The 19,938-nt window shown below is 39.9% G+C and carries 17 protein-coding genes; 9 read left to right on the top strand and 8 right to left on the bottom strand.

From position 1 onward, the window contains the following. Nucleotides 1–4: 4 nt before the first annotated feature. The 4 genes from arsB to arsC are packed head-to-tail and all read right to left on the bottom strand — an operon-like array spanning nt 5 to nt 2,346. Nucleotides 5–1,045 (bottom strand): ACR3 family arsenite efflux transporter, encoded by a 1,041-nt coding sequence (gene arsB / locus ABLB98_RS02315; RefSeq protein WP_348882695.1) that lies wholly within the window; start codon nt 1,043–1,045, stop codon nt 5–7. A gap of 7 nt (nt 1,046–1,052) precedes the next feature. Further along, nucleotides 1,053–1,526, bottom strand: coding sequence for an arsenate reductase ArsC (locus ABLB98_RS02310; RefSeq protein ID WP_348882694.1), 474 nt, complete (start codon nt 1,524–1,526; stop codon nt 1,053–1,055). 6 nt (nt 1,527–1,532) lie between these two features. Then, nucleotides 1,533–1,853: a metalloregulator ArsR/SmtB family transcription factor gene (locus tag ABLB98_RS02305; RefSeq protein WP_348882693.1), complete on the bottom strand. Its 321-nt coding sequence runs from the start codon at nt 1,851–1,853 to the stop codon at nt 1,533–1,535. Nucleotides 1,854–1,911: 58 nt separating this feature from the next. After that, nucleotides 1,912–2,346 (bottom strand): arsenate reductase (glutaredoxin), encoded by a 435-nt coding sequence (gene arsC / locus ABLB98_RS02300; RefSeq protein WP_348882692.1) that lies wholly within the window; start codon nt 2,344–2,346, stop codon nt 1,912–1,914. Between the two features lie 270 nt (nt 2,347–2,616). On the opposite strand from arsC, the gene ABLB98_RS02295 reads away from it, so the two are divergent. Then, nucleotides 2,617–3,765, top strand: coding sequence for an alpha/beta fold hydrolase (locus ABLB98_RS02295; protein ID WP_348882691.1), 1,149 nt, complete (start codon nt 2,617–2,619; stop codon nt 3,763–3,765). A 109-nt stretch (nt 3,766–3,874) separates the two neighbouring features. On the opposite strand, the gene ABLB98_RS02290 is transcribed toward ABLB98_RS02295, so the two are convergent. The 4 genes from ABLB98_RS02290 to ABLB98_RS02275 all read right to left on the bottom strand — a co-directional run bounded on the left by ABLB98_RS02290 (nt 3,875) and on the right by ABLB98_RS02275 (nt 9,853). Continuing rightward, nucleotides 3,875–5,935 (bottom strand): EAL domain-containing protein, encoded by a 2,061-nt coding sequence (locus ABLB98_RS02290; protein WP_348882690.1) that lies wholly within the window; start codon nt 5,933–5,935, stop codon nt 3,875–3,877. Between the two features lie 581 nt (nt 5,936–6,516). Further along, nucleotides 6,517–7,533, bottom strand: a complete 1,017-nt coding sequence (ilvC, locus tag ABLB98_RS02285) for a ketol-acid reductoisomerase (protein ID WP_004659026.1) — start codon at nt 7,531–7,533, stop codon at nt 6,517–6,519. A 104-nt stretch (nt 7,534–7,637) separates the two neighbouring features. Further along, on the bottom strand, nt 7,638–8,129 hold the full coding sequence (ilvN, locus tag ABLB98_RS02280) for an acetolactate synthase small subunit (protein ID WP_005162601.1): 492 nt from the start codon (nt 8,127–8,129) through the stop codon (nt 7,638–7,640). Then, the gene (locus tag ABLB98_RS02275) at nt 8,126–9,853 is read right to left on the bottom strand and encodes an acetolactate synthase 3 large subunit (protein ID WP_249570115.1); all 1,728 of its coding nucleotides are present in this window, start codon (nt 9,851–9,853) and stop codon (nt 8,126–8,128) included. Before ABLB98_RS02275 ends, ilvN begins: the two co-directional genes overlap by 4 nt. A gap of 506 nt (nt 9,854–10,359) precedes the next feature. On the opposite strand from ABLB98_RS02275, the gene ABLB98_RS02270 reads away from it, so the two are divergent. The 8 genes from ABLB98_RS02270 to ABLB98_RS02235 all read left to right on the top strand — a co-directional run bounded on the left by ABLB98_RS02270 (nt 10,360) and on the right by ABLB98_RS02235 (nt 19,928). After that, entirely contained in the window at nt 10,360–10,731 is a 372-nt protein-coding gene (locus tag ABLB98_RS02270) for a DUF4124 domain-containing protein (RefSeq protein WP_249570116.1), read from the top strand. Between the two features lie 76 nt (nt 10,732–10,807). After that, nucleotides 10,808–11,272 (top strand): DUF4124 domain-containing protein, encoded by a 465-nt coding sequence (locus ABLB98_RS02265; RefSeq protein WP_249570117.1) that lies wholly within the window; start codon nt 10,808–10,810, stop codon nt 11,270–11,272. A gap of 136 nt (nt 11,273–11,408) precedes the next feature. Next, nucleotides 11,409–14,033 carry a leucine--tRNA ligase gene (leuS, locus tag ABLB98_RS02260; RefSeq protein WP_249570118.1) on the top strand — a complete coding sequence of 875 codons (2,625 nt, stop codon included), beginning with the start codon at nt 11,409–11,411 and terminating at the stop codon, nt 14,031–14,033. Between the two features lie 88 nt (nt 14,034–14,121). Then, nucleotides 14,122–14,631 carry an LPS assembly lipoprotein LptE gene (lptE, locus tag ABLB98_RS02255; RefSeq protein WP_005218406.1) on the top strand — a complete coding sequence of 170 codons (510 nt, stop codon included), beginning with the start codon at nt 14,122–14,124 and terminating at the stop codon, nt 14,629–14,631. A gap of 9 nt (nt 14,632–14,640) precedes the next feature. After that, complete coding sequence (gene holA / locus ABLB98_RS02250; RefSeq protein WP_348882689.1) at nt 14,641–15,636, top strand: DNA polymerase III subunit delta; 996 nt, start codon at nt 14,641–14,643, stop codon at nt 15,634–15,636. Nucleotides 15,637–15,660: 24 nt separating this feature from the next. Further along, nucleotides 15,661–16,491 (top strand): Sir2 family NAD-dependent protein deacetylase, encoded by an 831-nt coding sequence (locus ABLB98_RS02245; protein ID WP_348882688.1) that lies wholly within the window; start codon nt 15,661–15,663, stop codon nt 16,489–16,491. 109 nt (nt 16,492–16,600) lie between these two features. After that, nucleotides 16,601–17,935, top strand: a complete 1,335-nt coding sequence (locus ABLB98_RS02240; protein WP_348882687.1) for a MacA family efflux pump subunit — start codon at nt 16,601–16,603, stop codon at nt 17,933–17,935. A gap of 1 nt (nt 17,936) precedes the next feature. Beyond that, on the top strand, nt 17,937–19,928 hold the full coding sequence (locus ABLB98_RS02235; RefSeq protein WP_348882686.1) for a MacB family efflux pump subunit: 1,992 nt from the start codon (nt 17,937–17,939) through the stop codon (nt 19,926–19,928). The last annotated feature ends 10 nt before the right edge of the window (nt 19,929–19,938 follow it).

Here is a 19,938-nt window from a genome sequence, read left to right as displayed (position 1 = left end):
ACAATTACACCGATTTAAAATACTTTTTTCTGAGCCATAAAGACACACTAACCAAAGCAATCAGCACAGGCACTTCAACCAATGGACCAATCACTGTGGTAAATGCCACAGGTGAAGCTAAACCAAAGGTTGCAATAGCGACCGCTAATGCCAATTCAAAGTTATTCCCAGCAGCAGTAAAGGAAATTGCAGTGGTTTTCGGATAGTCATTGCCCATCCACTTGCTCATGAAGAAGCTGATGAAGAACATCACAACAAAGTAAATCGTCAGTGGAATCGCTATACGAATCACATCGAAAGGCAAGCTCACGACATCAGCACCTTTAAGGCTAAACATCGCAACGATGGTGAACAGCAACGCCAACAAACTTAAAGGGCTGATCTTCGGCAAAAAAATACTTTGATACCACGCTAGACCTTTGGCTTTCACTAAAATCAATCGTGTCATGAAACCAAGAAAAAATGGAATACCCAAGTAAACCAACACCGCATGGGTAATCGTCCAAAAATCTACATGAATGACTTGTCCTGCAATACCAAAATAAGGTGGCAAAAAAGTCAGGAATAACCAAGCATAGGTACTGAAGAATAGAATTTGGAAGATACTGTTAAATGCCACCAATGCAGCAACATATTGATTATCACCACAAGCTAAACCATTCCAGACCAAAACCATCGCAATACAACGTGCTAAGCCAATCAAAATTAAGCCCGTCATATATTCTGGATAGCTGTGTAGAAAAATAATCGCTAATCCGAACATCAGAACAGGCGCAATAATCCAGTTCTGAACCAAAGATAAAGTTAAGGTTTTTTTATCTTTAAATACCTGTGGCAAAGCGGCATAGTCGACTTTTGCCAAAGGTGGATACATCATCAAAACCAGACCAATCGCAATTGGGATATTGACGGAATCCACACTCATTTTGTCTAAAGCGACAGAAGCCTGAGGTAAAAAAACACCGATCGCAATTCCCAACCCCATGGCAATAAAAATCCATAGGGTTAAGTTACGATCTAGAAATGACAATCTTTGCTGAGCCATGATGTTCTCATTCAATATCTGAGATGTGATTGATTGCAGCAATCAATTCAGGACGAGACATATTTGCGCTATCTAATGCAAATAAAGCATCTAAACGGCGGTTGATATGATCTACAGTCACTTGGAATGCTTGTAATTTTTCTGATTTAGGCAAATCTAAATGTGAAGGATCAGTCAAGCCCCAATGTGCTTTAATTGCACCGCCTAAATACAGTGGGCAAGCTTCCTGAGCCGCAGAATCACAGACCGTAATCACCACATCCGCTTGATATTGTTCGCAGTCATCAATGGTTTTACTCCACAAACCATCAGTTGAAAGGCCTAAGTTTTCAAGCGTTTCAATCGTCAGTGGATGAACCTGTCCAGAAGGCTTACTGCCTGCGCTATATGCTTTCCAATTTTCAGGTGCACGACTGTTAAAAAGTACTTCGGACAAAATGCTGCGACAACTATTTCCAGTACATAGGAAAATAAATTTCATGCGGTATTACTCACAATAACTTTTAATTTGGAGAGACTGAGATTGGTTACTTGCGGAAGTTTGTTCACGTACCAAGAGATTTAGTAATTCATGACACCAAACAGGCAACTCTGGATGAATGCTGTAATACACCCACTGGCTTTGTCGTCTGTCTTGCAATAAACCTGATGAACGTAATAACGCTAAATGTCTAGAGATCTTGGGTTGACTGAGTTGTAATTTTTCAGTCAAGTCACACACACATAATTCTTTATGCTCAGCAACTAAAGTGACGATATTGAGCCGTGTTTCGTCTGCTAAGCATTTAAAAAAATTCACTTGATCCATCTTCACATCCTATTTGCTTATATGAATATGTAAATTTCCATATATAAAAGCCAAATTTTTAATTTACGCGTTGCCCATTTTCATCAATCACCTGCTCACCATCTTCTTTAGTAAAAGCGCCCTTTTGTGGTAGTGTCAAAATATCTAACACAAGTTCAGATGGACGACACAAACGTGTTCCTCGTTCAGTCACCACAAATGGTCGATTGATCAAAATAGGATGCTCAAGCATAAAACTGATCAGTTGCTCATCCGTCCAATCTTCACGATCTAATGCTAGATCACGATAAGGATCGACATTCTTACGAATCGCTTCTCTAACCGTCAACTTTGCATCTTGAATCAGTTGCATTAACTCACTACGCGTAGGCGGTGTAATCAAGTATTCAATAACATTTGGCTCAATGCCTGCATTACGAATCAAAGCCAATGTGTTACGTGAAGTTCCACATGCTGGATTGTGATATATCGTCACATCTAATAAAGTTGTCATCGAATTAAAACCTGATTAATTTTTAAATTCTTTATATATGAATTTCCATATATATGCAAATTCATATATAAATAAACTGAAAGAAATGAGATGAGATGAATCGATAAACTCATTTACTCAGCTTTTTAGCAGAGCTTAATCCTCCATATTCGGTGTTATTGTCTTAAGTTGATCATTTTGGAATACAAGTTAAGCACCTGAGTCACTGAGCTTAGGGACTTTTTCTTCTAATATGCGGCTACACAGTTGTAACCATAGAGTTCTTGCACGATGACTCAATTGCCTAAATTTAAAAATACCTTTGTTAACGCTAAAACAGCCCAATCAATCTTAAAAACGCGTGCGGGTAAGCAAGCTGCACAAGTATTTTCAAATGCGGCAGATCGTTTCTTGAGGGGACATCAACTGGCATTGTCAGGAAAGACACCTTTTGAAGTCGTTTATGAACGTGAAATTATTAGCTTACGGTTTTACAAGTCAGACGTAGAATCGGGTGAAAATAAACACCGTGTGCCACTGGTTATTATTCCCCCATTAGCAGCGAACACCTTAGTATTCGATTTGTTTCCTGATCGTAGTCTCATTCGTTACTTTCAAAGCCAAGGTTTTGATGTATATATGATTGACTGGGGCACACCAAGCCGTAAACAAGCTAAATATAATTTCGGTACATATATCAAAATCTTTATGCCCGACTTTATCAGCAAAGTTCGTGAACATAGCGGACAACAACAACTATCACTGTATGGTTGGAGTCTCGGTGGAGCGATCTCCCTTTGCTATACCTCATTATTTAAAGATAAAAATATTAAGAATCTAATGATTTTGGCATCACCAATTAACACTCATCAATCAGGTTATATTGGCAAGCTTTATCAAAAGTTAAACACGCCAGCACAATGGGTACGGACCAATACTAATTTCCGAATCCGTCAAATTCCGAGCCGCTATTTCCATATTCATGGTTGGCAAAATACGCTCGGATTTAAGCTCACAGACCCAGTGGGTAATTTTAAGAATTATTGGCAATTACTGAAAAATTTGAACGATCGGCAGTTTGTCATTAATCACGCAACATCAAGTTCGTTTGTTGACAATATGCTTGCATATCCTGGTGGTGTAATGCGCGATATTATTTTACGCTTCTGGATTGATAACGAACTTTCGACAGGTCTCATTAAATTCGGAGATCAAACGGCTGATTTTAAAGATATTGAATGTTCAGTACTTGCGATTGGTGGGGATACTGACATTATTGTGACTGCAGAAGCTGTACGACCATTAATGGATTTGATCAGTAGCCAAGATAAAACCTTTGAAATTGTCTCTGGTGGTCATATGGGTTTGGTTTCAGGTAGCCAAGCACCACAAGCAGTTTGGCCTGTCGTTAGCGCATGGTTGCAACAGCGCTCAAATTAAGTGCTTACAATTGCTAAAATAGTCAAGGCTGTGAATCTCTTTTACTTGAAAAGATATGAGCAGCCTTTTTCGTGAATAGATGATATAGAAATCGTTAGGTCCAAATAAACTAAGCAAAGTTGTGATGATTCAACACTAAATTTTCAACATTTACAGGCATACCCAATAAATAACCTTGTAATTGATTACATCCTAAATTAGTTAAAATATCAGCTTGTTGCTGTGTTTCTACACCTTCAGCTGTGACGATTAAGCCTAACCTAGCGGCAAGGTGAATGATACTTTCTAGAATTGCCTCTTCTTTCGAGTTTGGTTGTAAATCTATGAGAAAACCGCGATCAATTTTAAGTTCATCAACAGGCAGATCTTTTAAATATAAAAAGCTTGAATAGCCAGTTCCAAAATCATCAATCGCAATCCGAATACCCAACTTACGCAAGCGTTCTAAAGTGCGAATACTTGAATCAATATGATGCATTGCTGTTGATTCAGTGATTTCTAAAATAAGATTATGGGGCTGAATTTGATATTGTTCTAAGAGCTGCTCTAATACGTTAAAAAGTTTTTTATTTTCAAATTGTAATGCAGATAAGTTGACGGCAATTGGATAAAAAGGACTATTACTTCGTTCCCATTTTTGAATCTGCTGACAAGCTTGCTCCAATGCCCAATATCCCATCGGAATAATCAAACCTGTTTTTTCTGCTCCCTCAATAAACATTTGAGGAGTCAACAAACCTAAGCTTGGATGCTTCCAACGAATGAGCGCTTCAATACCACAAACTTTATAATTCGCAGTAAATTTAGGCTGATAAAATAAAACAAATTGCTGCTCATCTACAGCTTTATACAAATCATTAATTAATTTGGATTGGCTACGAACATCTTGCTGATCTGTTGTAGAGTGGAAAACAGTAAAGGTATTTCTACCCTGCTCTTTAGATGCCAACATTGCTACATCTGCATTAATTAATAAATCCTGAATATTCGTACCGTGCTCAGGATACATCGCAATTCCCAAACTTGCAGAAATATTAATTTCTTTTGTCGCGATCAGATATGCCTCTTGAATAAAATGCAGAACTTCTTCTGCCAGCAACATCGCTTGATTAACATTAGTATTTTCAGAGATCAATACAAACTCGTCACCACCAATACGAAATAGCTTATGGCTTGAACTTAATTTTTCATGTAACCGATTGGCCATTTGAATTAAAAGTTGATCACCAATATGGTGTCCAAAAGCATCATTTACCGATTTAAAGCGATCTAAATCTACATATAAAAATGCTGCTTTTTCTTCTCGTAAGCGATGATGGCTGAAGATTACTTCCGCATAATCTGTCAAATATAATCGATTCGGCAACTTTGTTAATGAATCATGTAGTGACTGAGTTGCTAATTCTTTATTTATTCTAACTAATTGTTGATTACGTTCCTCTAGTCGGGTTTCTAAAACTGCGACGGCGAAACCAGCAACAAAGACTAAACTCGTAATAAAAATAATCGTAAATAACAGCACACTTTGGTCAGTTTGAGCAGCACTTAAGATCATCGCTACCCGTTCATCAAATAATGTCGCAGCCATTCCAGTATAATGCATACCTACAATACTAAAAGCCATCAATATTGCAACGACAGCCTTTAGTGCAGTTTTATATTTAACCGCGGTTTTATATTTAAAAACGAATAAACAGCTCAAACCAGAACCACATACAGCAATGAGTACTGAACAAATCACGAGTAATGGATCATATCTCAATTGATGGTGTTCAACTGAAAGCGCCAACATCCCCGTGTAATGCATTCCAGATATCCCTAGTCCTAAGAATAATGCACCTAAGATCAGACGTAGCATAGGTAAAGTAGGTCTAGTGGTTAGCCAAACAGCAAATACCGAAGCAGTTGCGCCTATCAAATATGAAAGCACAGTCAAACTAATATCAAAATGATAGCCTTCAGGCAAATGGCTCGCGAGCATTCCAATAAAATGCATTGCCGATATTGCCAAGCCTAAAGTCAACCCACTCGTTACTAAAATGCTTTTCTCCAACTTTTTATATGGAGCTTTAAAAACGAGCTCTTCCATTGAAACTGCAGCATAACAAGTCGCTACTGCAAACAAAATGGAAGCGATGACCCATGTGCTATCGTAATCAACGTTAACCATAAAGGACTTCCATGATTATTCAGTACTTTTTTTTATTTATTGAGCGAATTGCTCAAAATCAGAACGATCATTAACACTCAAAAAAGATACAAATTGTGTATTCATAAACTTTCCTTAACAATAACATCATCTAGTATAAGGTCAAGTCTTTTTCATTTTATAAATCAATAGAATAAAAACACATATTCATTTCAAACCAATGAAAATTCTTGTTTTTTTACTGCAATTTTAAAAGCAATCAACAATTATAAAAGATGCACTACCTTTAATAAATGCTCTAAACATGTATATAGTATGCCTTTTTATCATGCTGTTTGCTATAACTCTGTTATTAAAAAAGACTAAGAATATGAAGTTTTTTATATTGAAAGCAAATAAGTGACTACACTCCTTATCAGGTAATTTATTTTTTATACTCTCAATAACATCTTAAAAATTCTGCTTACATCCATACGAGCCGCGAGAATTAACTTAACAACCTAAACGGCAAGATTAGGCTATCATCACGAGATACAGCACTTTAAGTGATGCAATAAAAAAGCCCTTGTATAAACAAGGGCTTTTAAAGATTAAACTAAAACTTAGTTCTTCTCTTTGTCTACGATTTTGTTCGCTTGAATCCAAGGCATCATCGCACGTAACTTGTTACCTGTTACTTCGATACCATGCGCAGCATTTTGACGACGACGAGCAGTCATAGATGGGTAGTTTAATGCACCTTCTTGAATGAACATTTTCGCATATTCACCAGATTGGATACGTTTCAATGCATTACGCATTGCTTCACGAGACTGTTCATTGATTACTTCAGTACCAGTCACATACTCACCGTACTCAGCATTGTTAGAAACTGAGTAGTTCATGTCAGCGATACCGCCTTCGAACATTAAGTCAACGATTAACTTAAGTTCATGTAAGCATTCGAAGTAAGCCATTTCTGGTGCATAACCCGCTTCAACCAAAGTTTCGAAGCCCATTTTAACCAATTCAACAGCACCACCACAAAGAACTGCTTGCTCACCAAATAAGTCAGTTTCAGTTTCTTCACGGAAAGAAGTTTCGATGATACCTGTACGACCACCACCTACACCTGAAGCGTAAGAAAGCGCTACGTTACGTGCATTACCAGAAGCATCTTGGTGAATTGCGATTAAGTCAGGAACACCTGAACCACGTTGATATTCAGAACGTACAGTATGACCTGGTGCTTTTGGAGCAACCATGATTACGTCTAAATCTTTACGTGGAACAACTTGGTTATAAAGAATAGAGAAACCATGAGCAAATGCTAAAGTCGCGCCTTCTTTGATATTTGGCTCAATTACATCACGATAAAGTTGAGATTGGAACTCATCTGGAGTCAAAATCATCACTAAGTCAGCTTGAGCAACAGCCGCTGGAACTTCAGATACTTTAAGACCTGAATTTTCAGCTTTTTTCCAAGATGCTGAACCAGCACGTAAACCAACAGTGACGTCAACGCCAGAATCTTTCAAGTTAAGTGCATGAGCATGACCTTGTGAACCATAACCAATGATTGCAACTTTTTTGCCTTGGATGATTGATAAGTCACAGTCTTTATCGTAAAAAATTTGCATCTGTTTTCTCCGCTAAAATTTTTGTCATTTCCCTTGTCATACAAGGATAGATTCTTTGAAACTTCCCAATTCTTGCATTTCTATATGAAGAATTGGGGAAGCGATTAAATACTTAAAACTTTTTCACCACGTGCGATACCAGACACACCAGAACGTACAACTTCTAGAATGGTATTTTCAGCAAGTGCATCAATAAAACCATCAATCTTTTCAGTTGTACCTGCGATCTGAATCGTATAAGTGGTTGGTGTTACATCAACGATTTGGGCACGGAAAATATCAGCTGTACGCTTAATTTCCGCACGAGCAGCACCTAAAGCTTTCACTTTAATCAACATAAGCTCGCGCTCAATATGTGCACCTTCTGACAAATCAACCACCTTAACCACTTCAACTAATTTATTCAGTTGCTTTGTGATCTGCTCGATTTTGTGATCATCACCATAAGTTGTCAGCGTCAAACGAGATAAAGTTTCATCTTCAGTTGGCGCAACGTTTAAAGTCTCAATGTTGTAACCACGTTGAGAGAATAAACCGACCAAACGAGAAAGCGCGCCTGCTTCATTTTCTACAAGTACAGAGATAATGTGTCTCATGCCGTGCGCTCCCCTTTACCTAACCACATATCTTTCATCGACTGACCTGCAATCAACATTGGATAAACATGCTCTGTACGATCAACCATGACATTAATGAATACACATTTATCATTAATTGCCATTGCTTCAGCCAGTTTAGATTCCAATTCATCTGCATGATTGATTTGAATACCTACGTGACCATAAGCTTCCATCAATTTTGCAAAATCAGGTAAAGAATCTACATAAGAGCTTGAATGACGCCCTTCGTAGTTCATATCTTGCCACTGCTTCACCATGCCTAAAGCTTGGTTATTCAAGCAAAGAATTTTCACATTTAAGCCATATTGCTTACATGTTGATAATTCTTGGATACACATCTGAATTGATGCTTCACCTGTAATACACACGACTTGTTGATCTGGGAATGCAAGTTTCGCTGCCATTGCATACGGTAAACCAACACCCATCGTACCTAGACCACCAGAGTTAATCCATTGGCGTGGACGTTTGTATTTGTAGTAGTTTGCACCAAACATTTGGTGCTGACCTACGTCAGACGTAATGATCGCTTCACCATTGGTCACACGATCAAGCGCTTCCACCACTTGTTGTGGTTTCATTTCACCATTTTGAGCCGCTTCATAGCGTAAGCCATGAACTTTACGCCACTCATTAATCTGAGACCACCATTCAGCAATTGCTTCCGGATTTGGCTTAGACACATTCATCTGTTTAAGCTGAGCTAACATTTCTTGAAGAACTGGCTCAACCGCACCAACGATCGGAATGTGCGCCATGATCGTTTTAGAAATGGTCGCTGGGTCAATGTCAATATGAATGACTTTGGCATTTTGACAGAACTTGGCTGGATTGTTGGTCACACGGTCATCAAAACGTGCGCCAATCGCCAAAATCACATCTGCATTGTGCATCGTCATATTGGCTTCATAAGTACCATGCATCCCTAACATACCCACAAATTGTGGATCATTACCTGGGAAAGCACCTAAGCCCATCAAGGTATTAGTCACTGGATAACCCAATAGATGTGCAAGTTCAGTCAATAGTGCAGAAGCATTACCTTGAACAACACCACCACCTGTATAGATAATTGGGCGTTTAGCAGTGATCAGCTCATCAATTGCTTTGCGAATTTGACCTGAATGTCCACGTGAAGGCGGTTGATACGAACGCATCTTCACTTTTTCAGGATATTCGTAGGCAAATTTTTCTGCTGGATTGGTGGCATCCTTAGGAATATCAACAACCACTGGGCCTGGACGACCAGAAGAGGCAATATAAAATGCTTTCTTAATAATGGCAGGAATTTCGCTGGCGTGACGCACTTGGAAACTGTGCTTTACGATTGGACGAGAAATACCAACCATATCTGTTTCTTGGAATGCATCTTCACCAATTAGGTGACTTGCAACTTGCCCTGACAAAATCACCATTGGGATTGAGTCCATATAGGCAGTTGCAATAGGAGTAACAGTATTTGTTGCACCTGGACCAGAAGTCACAAGAACAACACCTGTTTTACCAGTTACACGCGAGTATGCATCTGCCATATGACCAGCAGCTTGCTCATGACGTACAAGGTAATGATTAATTTTGTCTTGTTGAAAAAGCGCATCATAAATATGTAAAACTGCGCCGCCTGGATAACCAAAAACATGCTCTACGCCTTCGTCCGCAAGCGCACGAACGAGCATTTCACCACCAGATAAAAGTTCCAACGTGATTCACCCTAGTGTTAGTACAATTTATGGGAGACATAAATTATATTTTCATTCATTAACTTATGCACTTTTCTAAGTGTGCGTATTCTACTCGTTTTTGCTGCAATAGGAAAAATTTTCTGACTCATCAGCCGTATAAGCTGTTATTACATCTCGAATCAAAACATGTTGGGATAAACATATTTCAAAAAATCATTCTCTCGGCTAGAAAGAATGTCCATTGCAAACCATGACATTTATTCGAAGGGTGATCAAATAAGCGCATATAAAACTAAGCAAGCATTTTTGTTGCTTTCATACACAAAGTCAAGAATAAAGAAAAGGTTTTTTTAGAATAATTTTTAGCTGTTGTTTTTTTAATCTCTCAGCTCAAGGTAATTTATCGATTCAAATGCCCATTTATCAAAAAACTATTTTCTTTTTATACAAAAATAGGCATTGTGATTGGCTAATTCAAACATTTTGATCGAATATAGACGGAATTCTTTTGGGGAGATCAAATTATGAAACCATCATATTTTAAAACAAGCCTATACGCTGTCGCAACTACGACTCTGCTTCTTTGTTCTAGCCAAAATTATGCTCAGCAGTACTACAAATGGATGGATGCTAATGGTTCAACCCATTACACCACGACTCCTCCACCAAAAGGAGCAAAACGATTAGATAGAATTTCCACTTATGGGACTAGCACTCAAAATCCAAACCCGCCGAAAGCACAGCAACCTCAAAATGAAAGTCAACCGTCTTCTGAAACACAATCACCTCAAAGCTTTGGTCAACCTTCAACGAATGTAGCTTCTCAAACTCCAGCTACTACTGCACCTGTTCAAACTCAAACTACAGCACCAGTTAGAGTAAAACCAAATCTTTAGATTCTTTTAATATAATTGAATAAAATGGTGACTCTAATATCACCACTTTATTCAATTTTTTAAAATACGAATATTTATGACAAAAACTCTTTTCCAACAACATTCTGTAATCACATTAATATTATCTATTTATCCAGCTACAACCTATCTTCAAGATTTTTATAAATGGGTCGATGCGAATGGCTCAACTCATTACTCAGTCACACCGCCGCCCTCCAATGCGAAAAAACTAGGCTCAGTATCCACCTATCAAAACAAAACAGAACAGTCCTCAAAAACGTTAAATTCACCGCAACCTATAAAAAACCCATACCAGTATTCATTTCCAGTAACTCCAAAAGATAAATTCACAACAAAAGAACGGGCTAAAATTGAAGCAAAAGTACGAAAAGGAATGCAAGATTACTCTAAGGAGAAACGCACCAATCCTTATATAGACATGTTCGGCTCACTGACGGAACAAGATCTTAGATCCTCTTTAGAATCAGAATATCTCCAGAAAAAAGAGAAGTTAGCAAATTCAAGAGTATCAAATCGATAAAAGTATCTAATTTATAACTACACTGATACTCAAAACCAGAAGATAAAATCTTGCTCTAAAAACTGACATTGACCCCTATTTTGCGCTATGCTGTGCGGCAATCTTAACTTTAATTTTTGTTGTATCGCATATCCCTATGACGACTTCTCACATTGACTCCGAATATCAAGCAAGTGCCATTGAGCCTCAAGTTCAACAAGACTGGGACAATCGCAAAGTTTTTAAAGTTGCAGACACTGTAGAGGGCAAACATCGCTATATCCTGTCGATGTTCCCTTACCCAAGTGGCAAACTGCATATGGGGCATGTGCGTAACTACACCATTGGTGACGTGATCAGCCGTTTTTATCGTTTAAAAGGTGAAACGGTATTACAACCAATGGGTTGGGATGCATTTGGTTTGCCTGCTGAAAATGCAGCGATTGCGCACCAAGTTGCACCAGCAAAATGGACGTTTGAAAACATCGCGTATATGCGTGACCAATTAAAGAAATTGGGCTTATCCGTCGATTGGGATCGTGAGTTTGCGACCTGTACACCAGAGTACTACCACTGGGAACAATGGTTATTTGTTCAACTTTATAAGAAAGGCTTGATCTATCGTAAGCTTTCAACCGTGAACTGGGACCCAGTAGACCAAACAGTGTTAGCCAACGAGCAAGTTGAAAATGGTCGTGGCTGGCGCTCTGGTGCATTGGTTGAAAAACGTGATATTCCAATGTACTACTTCCGCATCACCGACTATGCACAAGAATTATTAGACGATTTAGACACCTTAAAAGATGGTTGGCCACAACAGGTTCTGACCATGCAACGTAACTGGATCGGCCGTTCGACAGGGATGGAAATCATCTTCCCTTCTGCAAATACTGAAGTCTATGCAGATGGCCTAACCGTTTATACAACGCGTGCGGATACCTTAATGGGTGTGACTTATGTTGCGGTTGCAGCAGAACACCCTCTTGCGCTTAAAGCAGCGGAAAACAATCCTGAGTTAGCTGCATTTATTGAAGAATGCCGTATGGGTTCAGTCGCAGAAGCGGACTTAGCCACGGCTGAAAAGAAAGGTATGGCAACAGGCTTATCTGTTAAGCACCCAGTCACAGGTGAAGAACTCCCTGTTTGGATTGCCAACTATGTATTGATGTCATACGGTTCAGGTGCTGTAATGGCAGTTCCTGCACATGACGAACGCGACTTTGAATTTGCCAATAAATTTAACTTACCAATCAAGCAAGTCATCGATGCTAAAGGCACTGATGATGCTGAATACTCAGTTGCTGAATGGCAAGAATGGTACGGTTCTAAAGATGGCATATTGGTGAATTCTGGCGAGTTTGATGGTTTAGCATTCCAAGCCGCTTTTGATGCCTTCCTTGCAAAATTAGAACCACAAGCTTTGGCAAATTCTAAGGTTCAATTCCGTTTACGTGACTGGGGTGTTTCTCGTCAACGTTACTGGGGTTGTCCAATTCCAATGATCAACTGTAATAGCTGTGGTCAAGTCACCGTTCCAGAAGATCAATTGCCTGTGGTATTACCGACCGATGTAGTTCCAGATGGTTCGGGTAATCCATTGAACAAGATGCCTGAATTCTATGAAACCAAATGCCCAAGTTGTGGTGGCGATGCACGTCGTGAAACAGACACCTTGGACACCTTTGTAGAATCCTCTTGGTATTATGCACGTTATGCATCTCCAGACTTTACTGGCGGTATGGTAAAACCTGAAGCGGCTCAAAGCTGGCTTCCTGTGAACCAGTATATCGGTGGTGTAGAGCACGCAATTCTGCACTTACTTTATGCACGTTTCTTCCATAAATTGATGCGTGATGAAGGTGTGGTACAAGGTAACGAACCATTTACTAACTTGCTCACCCAAGGCATGGTGTTGGCAGACACCTTCTACCGTGAAGCAGAGAGTGGCAAGAAAACTTGGTTTAACCCTGCTGACATCGAATTAGAGCGTGATGAGAAAGGTCGCATTCTATCTGCGAAATATTCGGGTGATGGTCAGGAAGTTGTGATCGGCGGACAAGAAAAAATGTCTAAGTCGAAAAACAACGGTATTGATCCACAAGCCATTATTGACCAGTACGGCGCAGATACCGCACGTGTCTTTATGATGTTCGCTGCACCACCTGATCAATCTTTAGAATGGTCAGATGCAGGTGTTGAAGGGGCTAACCGCTTCTTGAAACGTGTATGGCGTTTGGCTGCTGGTTTCTTGGAAAAAGACAATCAAGCGACTGCAATTGATACAGCAAACCTCTCGAAAGACGCGCAAGATTTACGTCGCAAAACCCATGAAACCATCCAGAAAGTGGGTGATGACATTGAACGCCGTCATGCGTTCAATACTTCTATTGCGGCATTAATGGAGTTATTGAATGCGACCAATAAGTTTGAAGCCAAAGATGACAATGATGTAGCTGTTGCACGTGAAGCAATTACAACTTTATTGACTTTACTTGCCCCATTTGCACCACATTTAAGTCAAACACTTTTAGCACAGTTTAGTATTGATATTAATACGACACTGTTCCCACAAGTGGATGAATCAGCGTTAACCCGTAATACGCAAACGATTGTTGTACAAGTGAATGGTAAACTGCGTGGTAAGTTAGACGTCGCAGTCGATATCTCTAAAGATGAGTTATTGGCTTTGGCAAAAGCACTGCCAGAAGTTCAACAATTCTTAACTGGTCCAACCAAGAAAGAAATTGTAGTGCCAAATAAACTTGTTAATTTAGTTGTTTAATAATTCTTTCTAACCTCTCTTAAATATAAGAGAGGTTTTAATCCTCTACCAAAGAGGAATTAGAATAGATTTGATTAGAGGAATAAATATGCACTTAGCACAACGTTTAGCTGCTATCGTTTTAACTTTAGGTCTAAGTGCAGGCTTAGTTGGCTGTGGCTTTCATTTAAAGGGGAGCTATCCAACGGCAACACCATTGGTTTATAACAAACTAACTTTGGTTTTACCTGACAATACCGATGAACTCGAGAATCGTCTCAGCATCTATCTCAGTGCTACGGGCGTACAACTCAGTAATGCCAATGATGCCTATGTACTTCGTATCTTAGATTATACCCCTCGTCGCCAGTTATTGAATGGTAAATTGACTGAAGTACTATTGCGTTTAACCGTGACTTTCCAAATTGAAGATCGTCAAGGCAATAAAATCACAGAACCACGTACACTCACTGCATCTCGCACGTACCAATATGATGTGGCAACTGTAAATACAGATAACCAACAAGAAGCGTATCTGAACCGTATCATTATTGATGATATTGCCCAGCAAATTACGCGTCAAATTGCAGCGAATCGTTTACCCAAAGCTCAACCATAATTACTTTTTATGAAGTTAGATTATGTTCAAGCATTAAAACGCATTACAGAAGCCCGTGGTGCATGGATCATCCATGGGCAAGAACCTTTACTTGAGCAAAACTTACTTGATGGATTTCGTAAAAGTTGGCAACAGCATGAAGTTGAACGTCAGCGTTATGACATCAGTAGCGTCAATGATTGGAAAAATGTTTTTAATGCGCTGAATAGCTTATCGCTGTTTTCTCAGCAACTCGCCATTGAAGTACATGGCAATATCAAGCCTGATGCCAACGGCCTAAAACTGCTGAAAAACTATATTCAACAGAATGAACATAACTTATTGCTCATCGTTTTACCTAAACAAGACAGCAGCAGTTTAAAGTCTGCCTTTTTCCAAGTCGTGGAGGCCAATGGTGTTGTGGTTTCTTTGACCGCAACTTATCCACAAGACCGACAAAAAATCTTAAATTTAGAAGCAGAAAAACTAGGCATTCAACTAGATCATGATGCTTGGCAATGGCTAATGCAGCATCATGAACATAACCTGCTCGCAGCCAAAAACAGTTTGATGCGTGTTGCAGATACCTTTCCTGATATCAAACAAATCCAGATTGAACAACTCTATGCGTGTTTACAAGATCAATCACGCTATACCACCTATGATTTAAGTGATGCATTATTAACAGGAAATTTAGCTCAATCCGTTAAAATCTATCAGTATCTTCTTGCTGCTGGCGAACCAGATAGCTTGATCTTATGGTCACTCAGCAAAGAAATGCGTCTACTCATGCAACTTTTTGAGCAGCCACAGAATGCATTGCAATTAGGGATTTGGAAAACTAAAGTTTCGCTTTATCAGCAAGCATTACGCCGCTTAAACCCTCGTCAGTTTTTAAAATGGCCTGAACTTTTATTAGCAATAGATGCTGCAATTAAAGGAATGTCTAAAGAAAACTCAGAACATCTGATGCTTCAAGCAATCAGTGAACTGTGTGGTACAACTTTATTTCCAAGCTTTTCTTAAAGATAAATAAAAAAGGATGACTTTATGTCATTGGATTTAACCACAATCCAGAAAGAACAAATCAAAGATATACTTTCGCGTGCTGATGCTCTTATTATCAGCGCAGGTGCTGGCATGGGTGTTGACTCTGGGCTACCTGATTTTCGTGGTAATCACGGTATGTGGCAAGCCTATCCTGAACTAGGCAAACAACGAATTGATTTTACAGAAATCGCCAATCCAGCCGCTTTTCATCGCCATCCACGTTTAGCTTGGGGCTTTTACGGACATCGTTTAGCACTCTATCGTAAGACTCAACCCCATATAGGTTTTGAATTACTCAATCAATTGGCAGAGAAATTAGCACTACCTTATTTTATATTCACTTCTAACGTCGACGGGCAATTTCAAAAGGCAGGCTTTAGTCCAAAGCAGATTTATGAATGTCATGGTTCAATTCATCATTTACAATGCTTAGCTAGTTGTACTTCAGAAATTTGGTCAGCAGATGACATCTCGCCTGAAATCGACCATCTAAATTGCCAATGGTTAGATGACCTCCCTCACTGTAAACATTGTGGCGGTTTGGCACGTCCTAATATCTTAATGTTTGATGACTACGAGTGGATTGCTCAGCGACAAACACAGCAACGAAATCGTTTAGAATCCTTTATAAATCAATACAAACAACCACTTGTTATAGAGATTGGTGCAGGCACTGCTATTCCAACGGTGCGCTATTTCAGTGAACGATTTGCGCCTTCTCTGATTCGTATTAATCCTCGTGATTATGCTTTACCCAAAACAGGTGGAATCGCTCTTGCCATGAGTGCTACACATGGTATTCAAATAATATATGACATTTCCACGACATAGCATCACAGCCAAATAGTAAATAATTCTCATTCTAAATTAAAAATATCCACGCTTTATCCTTATTTCACTTTTATACTAAGTTTATTTTCTTCATTTTGACCTCGTGACCATGCCAAAAACAAGCTCTAAAAAAATTCAACCTCGCAAAATAATATTGATCGCTCTCGGTGTATTGATCATAGCAGCACTAGGTTGGATGTTCTTTAAACCTAAAGCTGAAGTTCCACAATATATTAGTGCTGAAGTTTCGCGTGGTGATATTGAAGATTCTGTTTTAGCCACAGGTGTATTGGAAGCCACCAAAATGGTGAGTGTCGGTGCACAGGTTTCAGGTCAAGTGAAAAAAATGTATGTTCAGTTAGGCGATCAAGTCAAACAAGGTCAACTGATTGCAAAAATCGACTCGATTCGCCAAGAAAACGAATTAAAAACAGCCAAAGCGAATATTCAAAATCAACAGGCTCAATTGGCGGTACAACAAGCCAATTTAGCAAAAGTGGAAGCTGAATATAAACGCCAACAGGCTATGTTTAGCCAAGATGCAACTTCACGCGCAGAACTTGAAACAGCATTAGCAAACTTTAAAACAGCACAAGCTCAAATTGCAGCAATCAATGCGCAAATTGAACAATCTCGATTAACACTCGCAACTGCACAAGAGAATTTAGGTTATACCAGTATTATTGCACCAATGGATGGGACAGTGGTTGCCATTGTGACCGAAGAAGGTCAAACGGTGAATGCCAATCAAACCGCGCCAACGATTGTGAAATTGGCGAAATTGGATACGATGACAATTAAGGCTCAAATTTCTGAAGCCGATGTTATGAAAGTTGAAAAAGGTCAAACCGTTTACTTCACGACATTAGGTAATAGTGACAAAAAACATTACGCACAGCTACGTCAAGTTGAGCCAGCACCAAACTCTATCAATACCGAAACAACCAATAGCAGTTCATCATCATCAAGCACAGCCGTGTATTACAACGCTTTGTTTGATGTTCCAAATGAAGACGGTAAGTTACGTATTGATATGACTGCACAAGTCTATATTGTTTTGGCTGAAGCGAAAAATGTACTAACAATCCCTGCCGCTGCCATCCAAACTAAACGTTCAAACAAAAAAGAAAATGGCAATAATTCGGTTGCAACGGATAAAGCAAAAAATGCAGATACTCAGAAAGCGCAGCATCCTAAACGCCTAGATTTGACTGAAGCTGAAAAAGCCTTAATTGCTCAAGGTAAAGCATCCACAGGCATGGTTCGTGTGTTACAAGCGGATGGAACTGCTCAACCTCAACCTGTGTTAATCGGCCTTAACAATCGCGTTACTGCACAAGTGCTGAGAGGTTTAAAACAAGGTGATCAAGTGGTGATTGCCGATGCAACTGATAGCTCAAACGAATCAGCAAAACGTAGCAATCAACGTCCAATGAGAATGTAATATGACCCAAGATCAAACGCATTCTTCACAGCCATTACTTGATGTTAGTGACCTCACCCGTGAGTTCCCTGCGGGTGAAGGTACAGTACAAATTCTCAAAGGCATTGATTTAAAAATTTATGCAGGTGAGTTGGTTGCCATTGTTGGACAATCAGGCTCAGGTAAATCGACCCTGATGAACATCTTGGGTTGTCTGGATAAGCCCAGCGCAGGAAGTTACAAGGTCAATGGTCGAGAAACTCGTCAGCTTGAACCTGATGAACTGGCACAACTACGCCGTGAATATTTTGGTTTTATTTTCCAGCGTTATCACTTACTGGGTGATCTGAGTGCTTCTGGTAATGTTGAAGTCCCTGCCATTTACGCAGGCGTAGACAGCCAACTTCGCCAACAGCGTTCGGCTGAGCTACTCTCAGAACTCGGACTTGAAGAACGCTTACATCATCGACCAAGCCAGTTATCTGGTGGTCAGCAACAACGTGTTTCAATTGCCCGTGCATTGATGAATGGCGGTGATGTGATTCTTGCCGATGAGCCAACAGGTGCATTGGATAAGAATAGTGGTGTTGAAGTGATGCGTATTTTGCGTGAGCTGAATGCCAAAGGTCATACCATTATTCTGGTCACACATGATCTTAATGTTGCCAAGAATGCGACTCGTATTATCGAGATCAGTGACGGTAATATTATTTCAGACCGTGCCAATGTGCCTGAAAATACAGATAACGATTTAGAACATCAAACCCTGCAACGCACACCACAAAAGAAAACCTCAACTTGGCGTTCTTTTTTTGACCGCCTCGGTGAAGCATTCCGCATGGCACTGCTTGCCATGAATGCCCACCGTATGCGGACTTTCTTGACTATGCTTGGGATTATTATCGGGATCGCATCCGTGGTCTCGGTGGTTGCACTTGGGAATGGCTCACAGAAGCAAATTCTAGAAAATATCAGTAGCCTCGGCACCAATACCATTACCGTCTATCAAGGTCGTGGTTTTGGTGATAACTCGCGTGCTTCACAAGTCAAAACACTGGTGCCTGCTGATGCAGAGGCATTGGCAGAACAGCCTTACGTCGATGGGGTCAGCCCATCTGCCAATACCAGTGTGACGCTACGTTACAAAGATACCGAAGCATCCGCAACGGTAAATGGGGTTAGTGCTGACTTCTTCTATGTGCGCGGCATGAACTTTAAATCAGGACAGCCTTTTGACAAAAACAGTGTTACTCAGCGTGCCCAAGATGTGGTGATTGATACCAATACGGAGAAAACCTTCTTTGCAGATGGCACCAATCCTGTCGGTCAAGTACTGCTATTAGGCAGTGTACCCAGTCGAATTATTGGCGTGATTGATGCTCAACAAGGTTTTATGGGCAACTCTGACAGTTTGAATGTTTACTTGCCTTATTCGACAGTCATGAGCCGTATGTTAGGTCAGTCTAATGTGCGTAGCATTATTGTTCGTATTAAAGATGAATATCCAAGTAGTGCCGCTGAAAATGCCATTTTGACTCTACTTGAACAACGTCACGGCGCGCAGGACGTGTTTACCCAAAACTCCGACAGTATTCGTGAAACCATTCAGCAAACCACTGCAACCATGACCCTGTTAATTTCTGCAATCGCGGTTATCTCTTTGGTCGTTGGTGGTATTGGGGTGATGAACATTATGTTGGTTTCTGTGACTGAACGAACTCAAGAAATTGGTGTACGTATGGCGGTTGGTGCTCGACAAAGTGACATTTTGCAGCAATTCCTGATTGAAGCAATTCTGGTCTGCTTACTGGGGGGCGTGCTAGGTGTATTGCTTTCACTTGGGATTGGACAAATCATCGGACACTTTGCCAAAGGCATCATTGAAATGAGTTATTCGACCACGTCAATCGTAGCGGCCTTTGTCTGCTCAAGCATGATTGGTATTGTATTTGGCTTCTTACCAGCACGAAATGCGGCGCAACTCGATCCAGTTGCTGCTTTAGCGAGAGAATAAGGAATTTGAG

The organism is Acinetobacter yuyunsongii, assembly GCF_041021915.1.
In the GTDB taxonomy this organism is placed as follows: domain Bacteria; phylum Pseudomonadota; class Gammaproteobacteria; order Pseudomonadales; family Moraxellaceae; genus Acinetobacter.
The sequence above is the reverse complement of the archived record's forward strand: the minus strand, read 5'-3'. Positions and strand labels throughout refer to the sequence as shown.

Coding starts and splice junctions, on each gene's coding strand:
- arsB (WP_348882695.1), bottom strand. CDS start 1,045: ATGGCTCAGCAAAGATTGTCATTTCTAGATCGTAACTTAACCCTATGG.
- ABLB98_RS02310 (WP_348882694.1), bottom strand. CDS start 1,526: ATGAAATTTATTTTCCTATGTACTGGAAATAGTTGTCGCAGCATTTTG.
- ABLB98_RS02305 (WP_348882693.1), bottom strand. CDS start 1,853: ATGGATCAAGTGAATTTTTTTAAATGCTTAGCAGACGAAACACGGCTC.
- arsC (WP_348882692.1), bottom strand. CDS start 2,346: ATGACAACTTTATTAGATGTGACGATATATCACAATCCAGCATGTGGA.
- ABLB98_RS02295 (WP_348882691.1), top strand. CDS start 2,617: ATGACTCAATTGCCTAAATTTAAAAATACCTTTGTTAACGCTAAAACA.
- ABLB98_RS02290 (WP_348882690.1), bottom strand. CDS start 5,935: ATGGTTAACGTTGATTACGATAGCACATGGGTCATCGCTTCCATTTTG.
- ilvC (WP_004659026.1), bottom strand. CDS start 7,533: ATGCAAATTTTTTACGATAAAGACTGTGACTTATCAATCATCCAAGGC.
- ilvN (WP_005162601.1), bottom strand. CDS start 8,129: ATGAGACACATTATCTCTGTACTTGTAGAAAATGAAGCAGGCGCGCTT.
- ABLB98_RS02270 (WP_249570116.1), top strand. CDS start 10,360: ATGAAACCATCATATTTTAAAACAAGCCTATACGCTGTCGCAACTACG.
- ABLB98_RS02265 (WP_249570117.1), top strand. CDS start 10,808: ATGACAAAAACTCTTTTCCAACAACATTCTGTAATCACATTAATATTA.
- leuS (WP_249570118.1), top strand. CDS start 11,409: ATGACGACTTCTCACATTGACTCCGAATATCAAGCAAGTGCCATTGAG.
- lptE (WP_005218406.1), top strand. CDS start 14,122: ATGCACTTAGCACAACGTTTAGCTGCTATCGTTTTAACTTTAGGTCTA.
- holA (WP_348882689.1), top strand. CDS start 14,641: ATGAAGTTAGATTATGTTCAAGCATTAAAACGCATTACAGAAGCCCGT.
- ABLB98_RS02245 (WP_348882688.1), top strand. CDS start 15,661: ATGTCATTGGATTTAACCACAATCCAGAAAGAACAAATCAAAGATATA.
- ABLB98_RS02240 (WP_348882687.1), top strand. CDS start 16,601: ATGCCAAAAACAAGCTCTAAAAAAATTCAACCTCGCAAAATAATATTG.
- ABLB98_RS02235 (WP_348882686.1), top strand. CDS start 17,937: ATGACCCAAGATCAAACGCATTCTTCACAGCCATTACTTGATGTTAGT.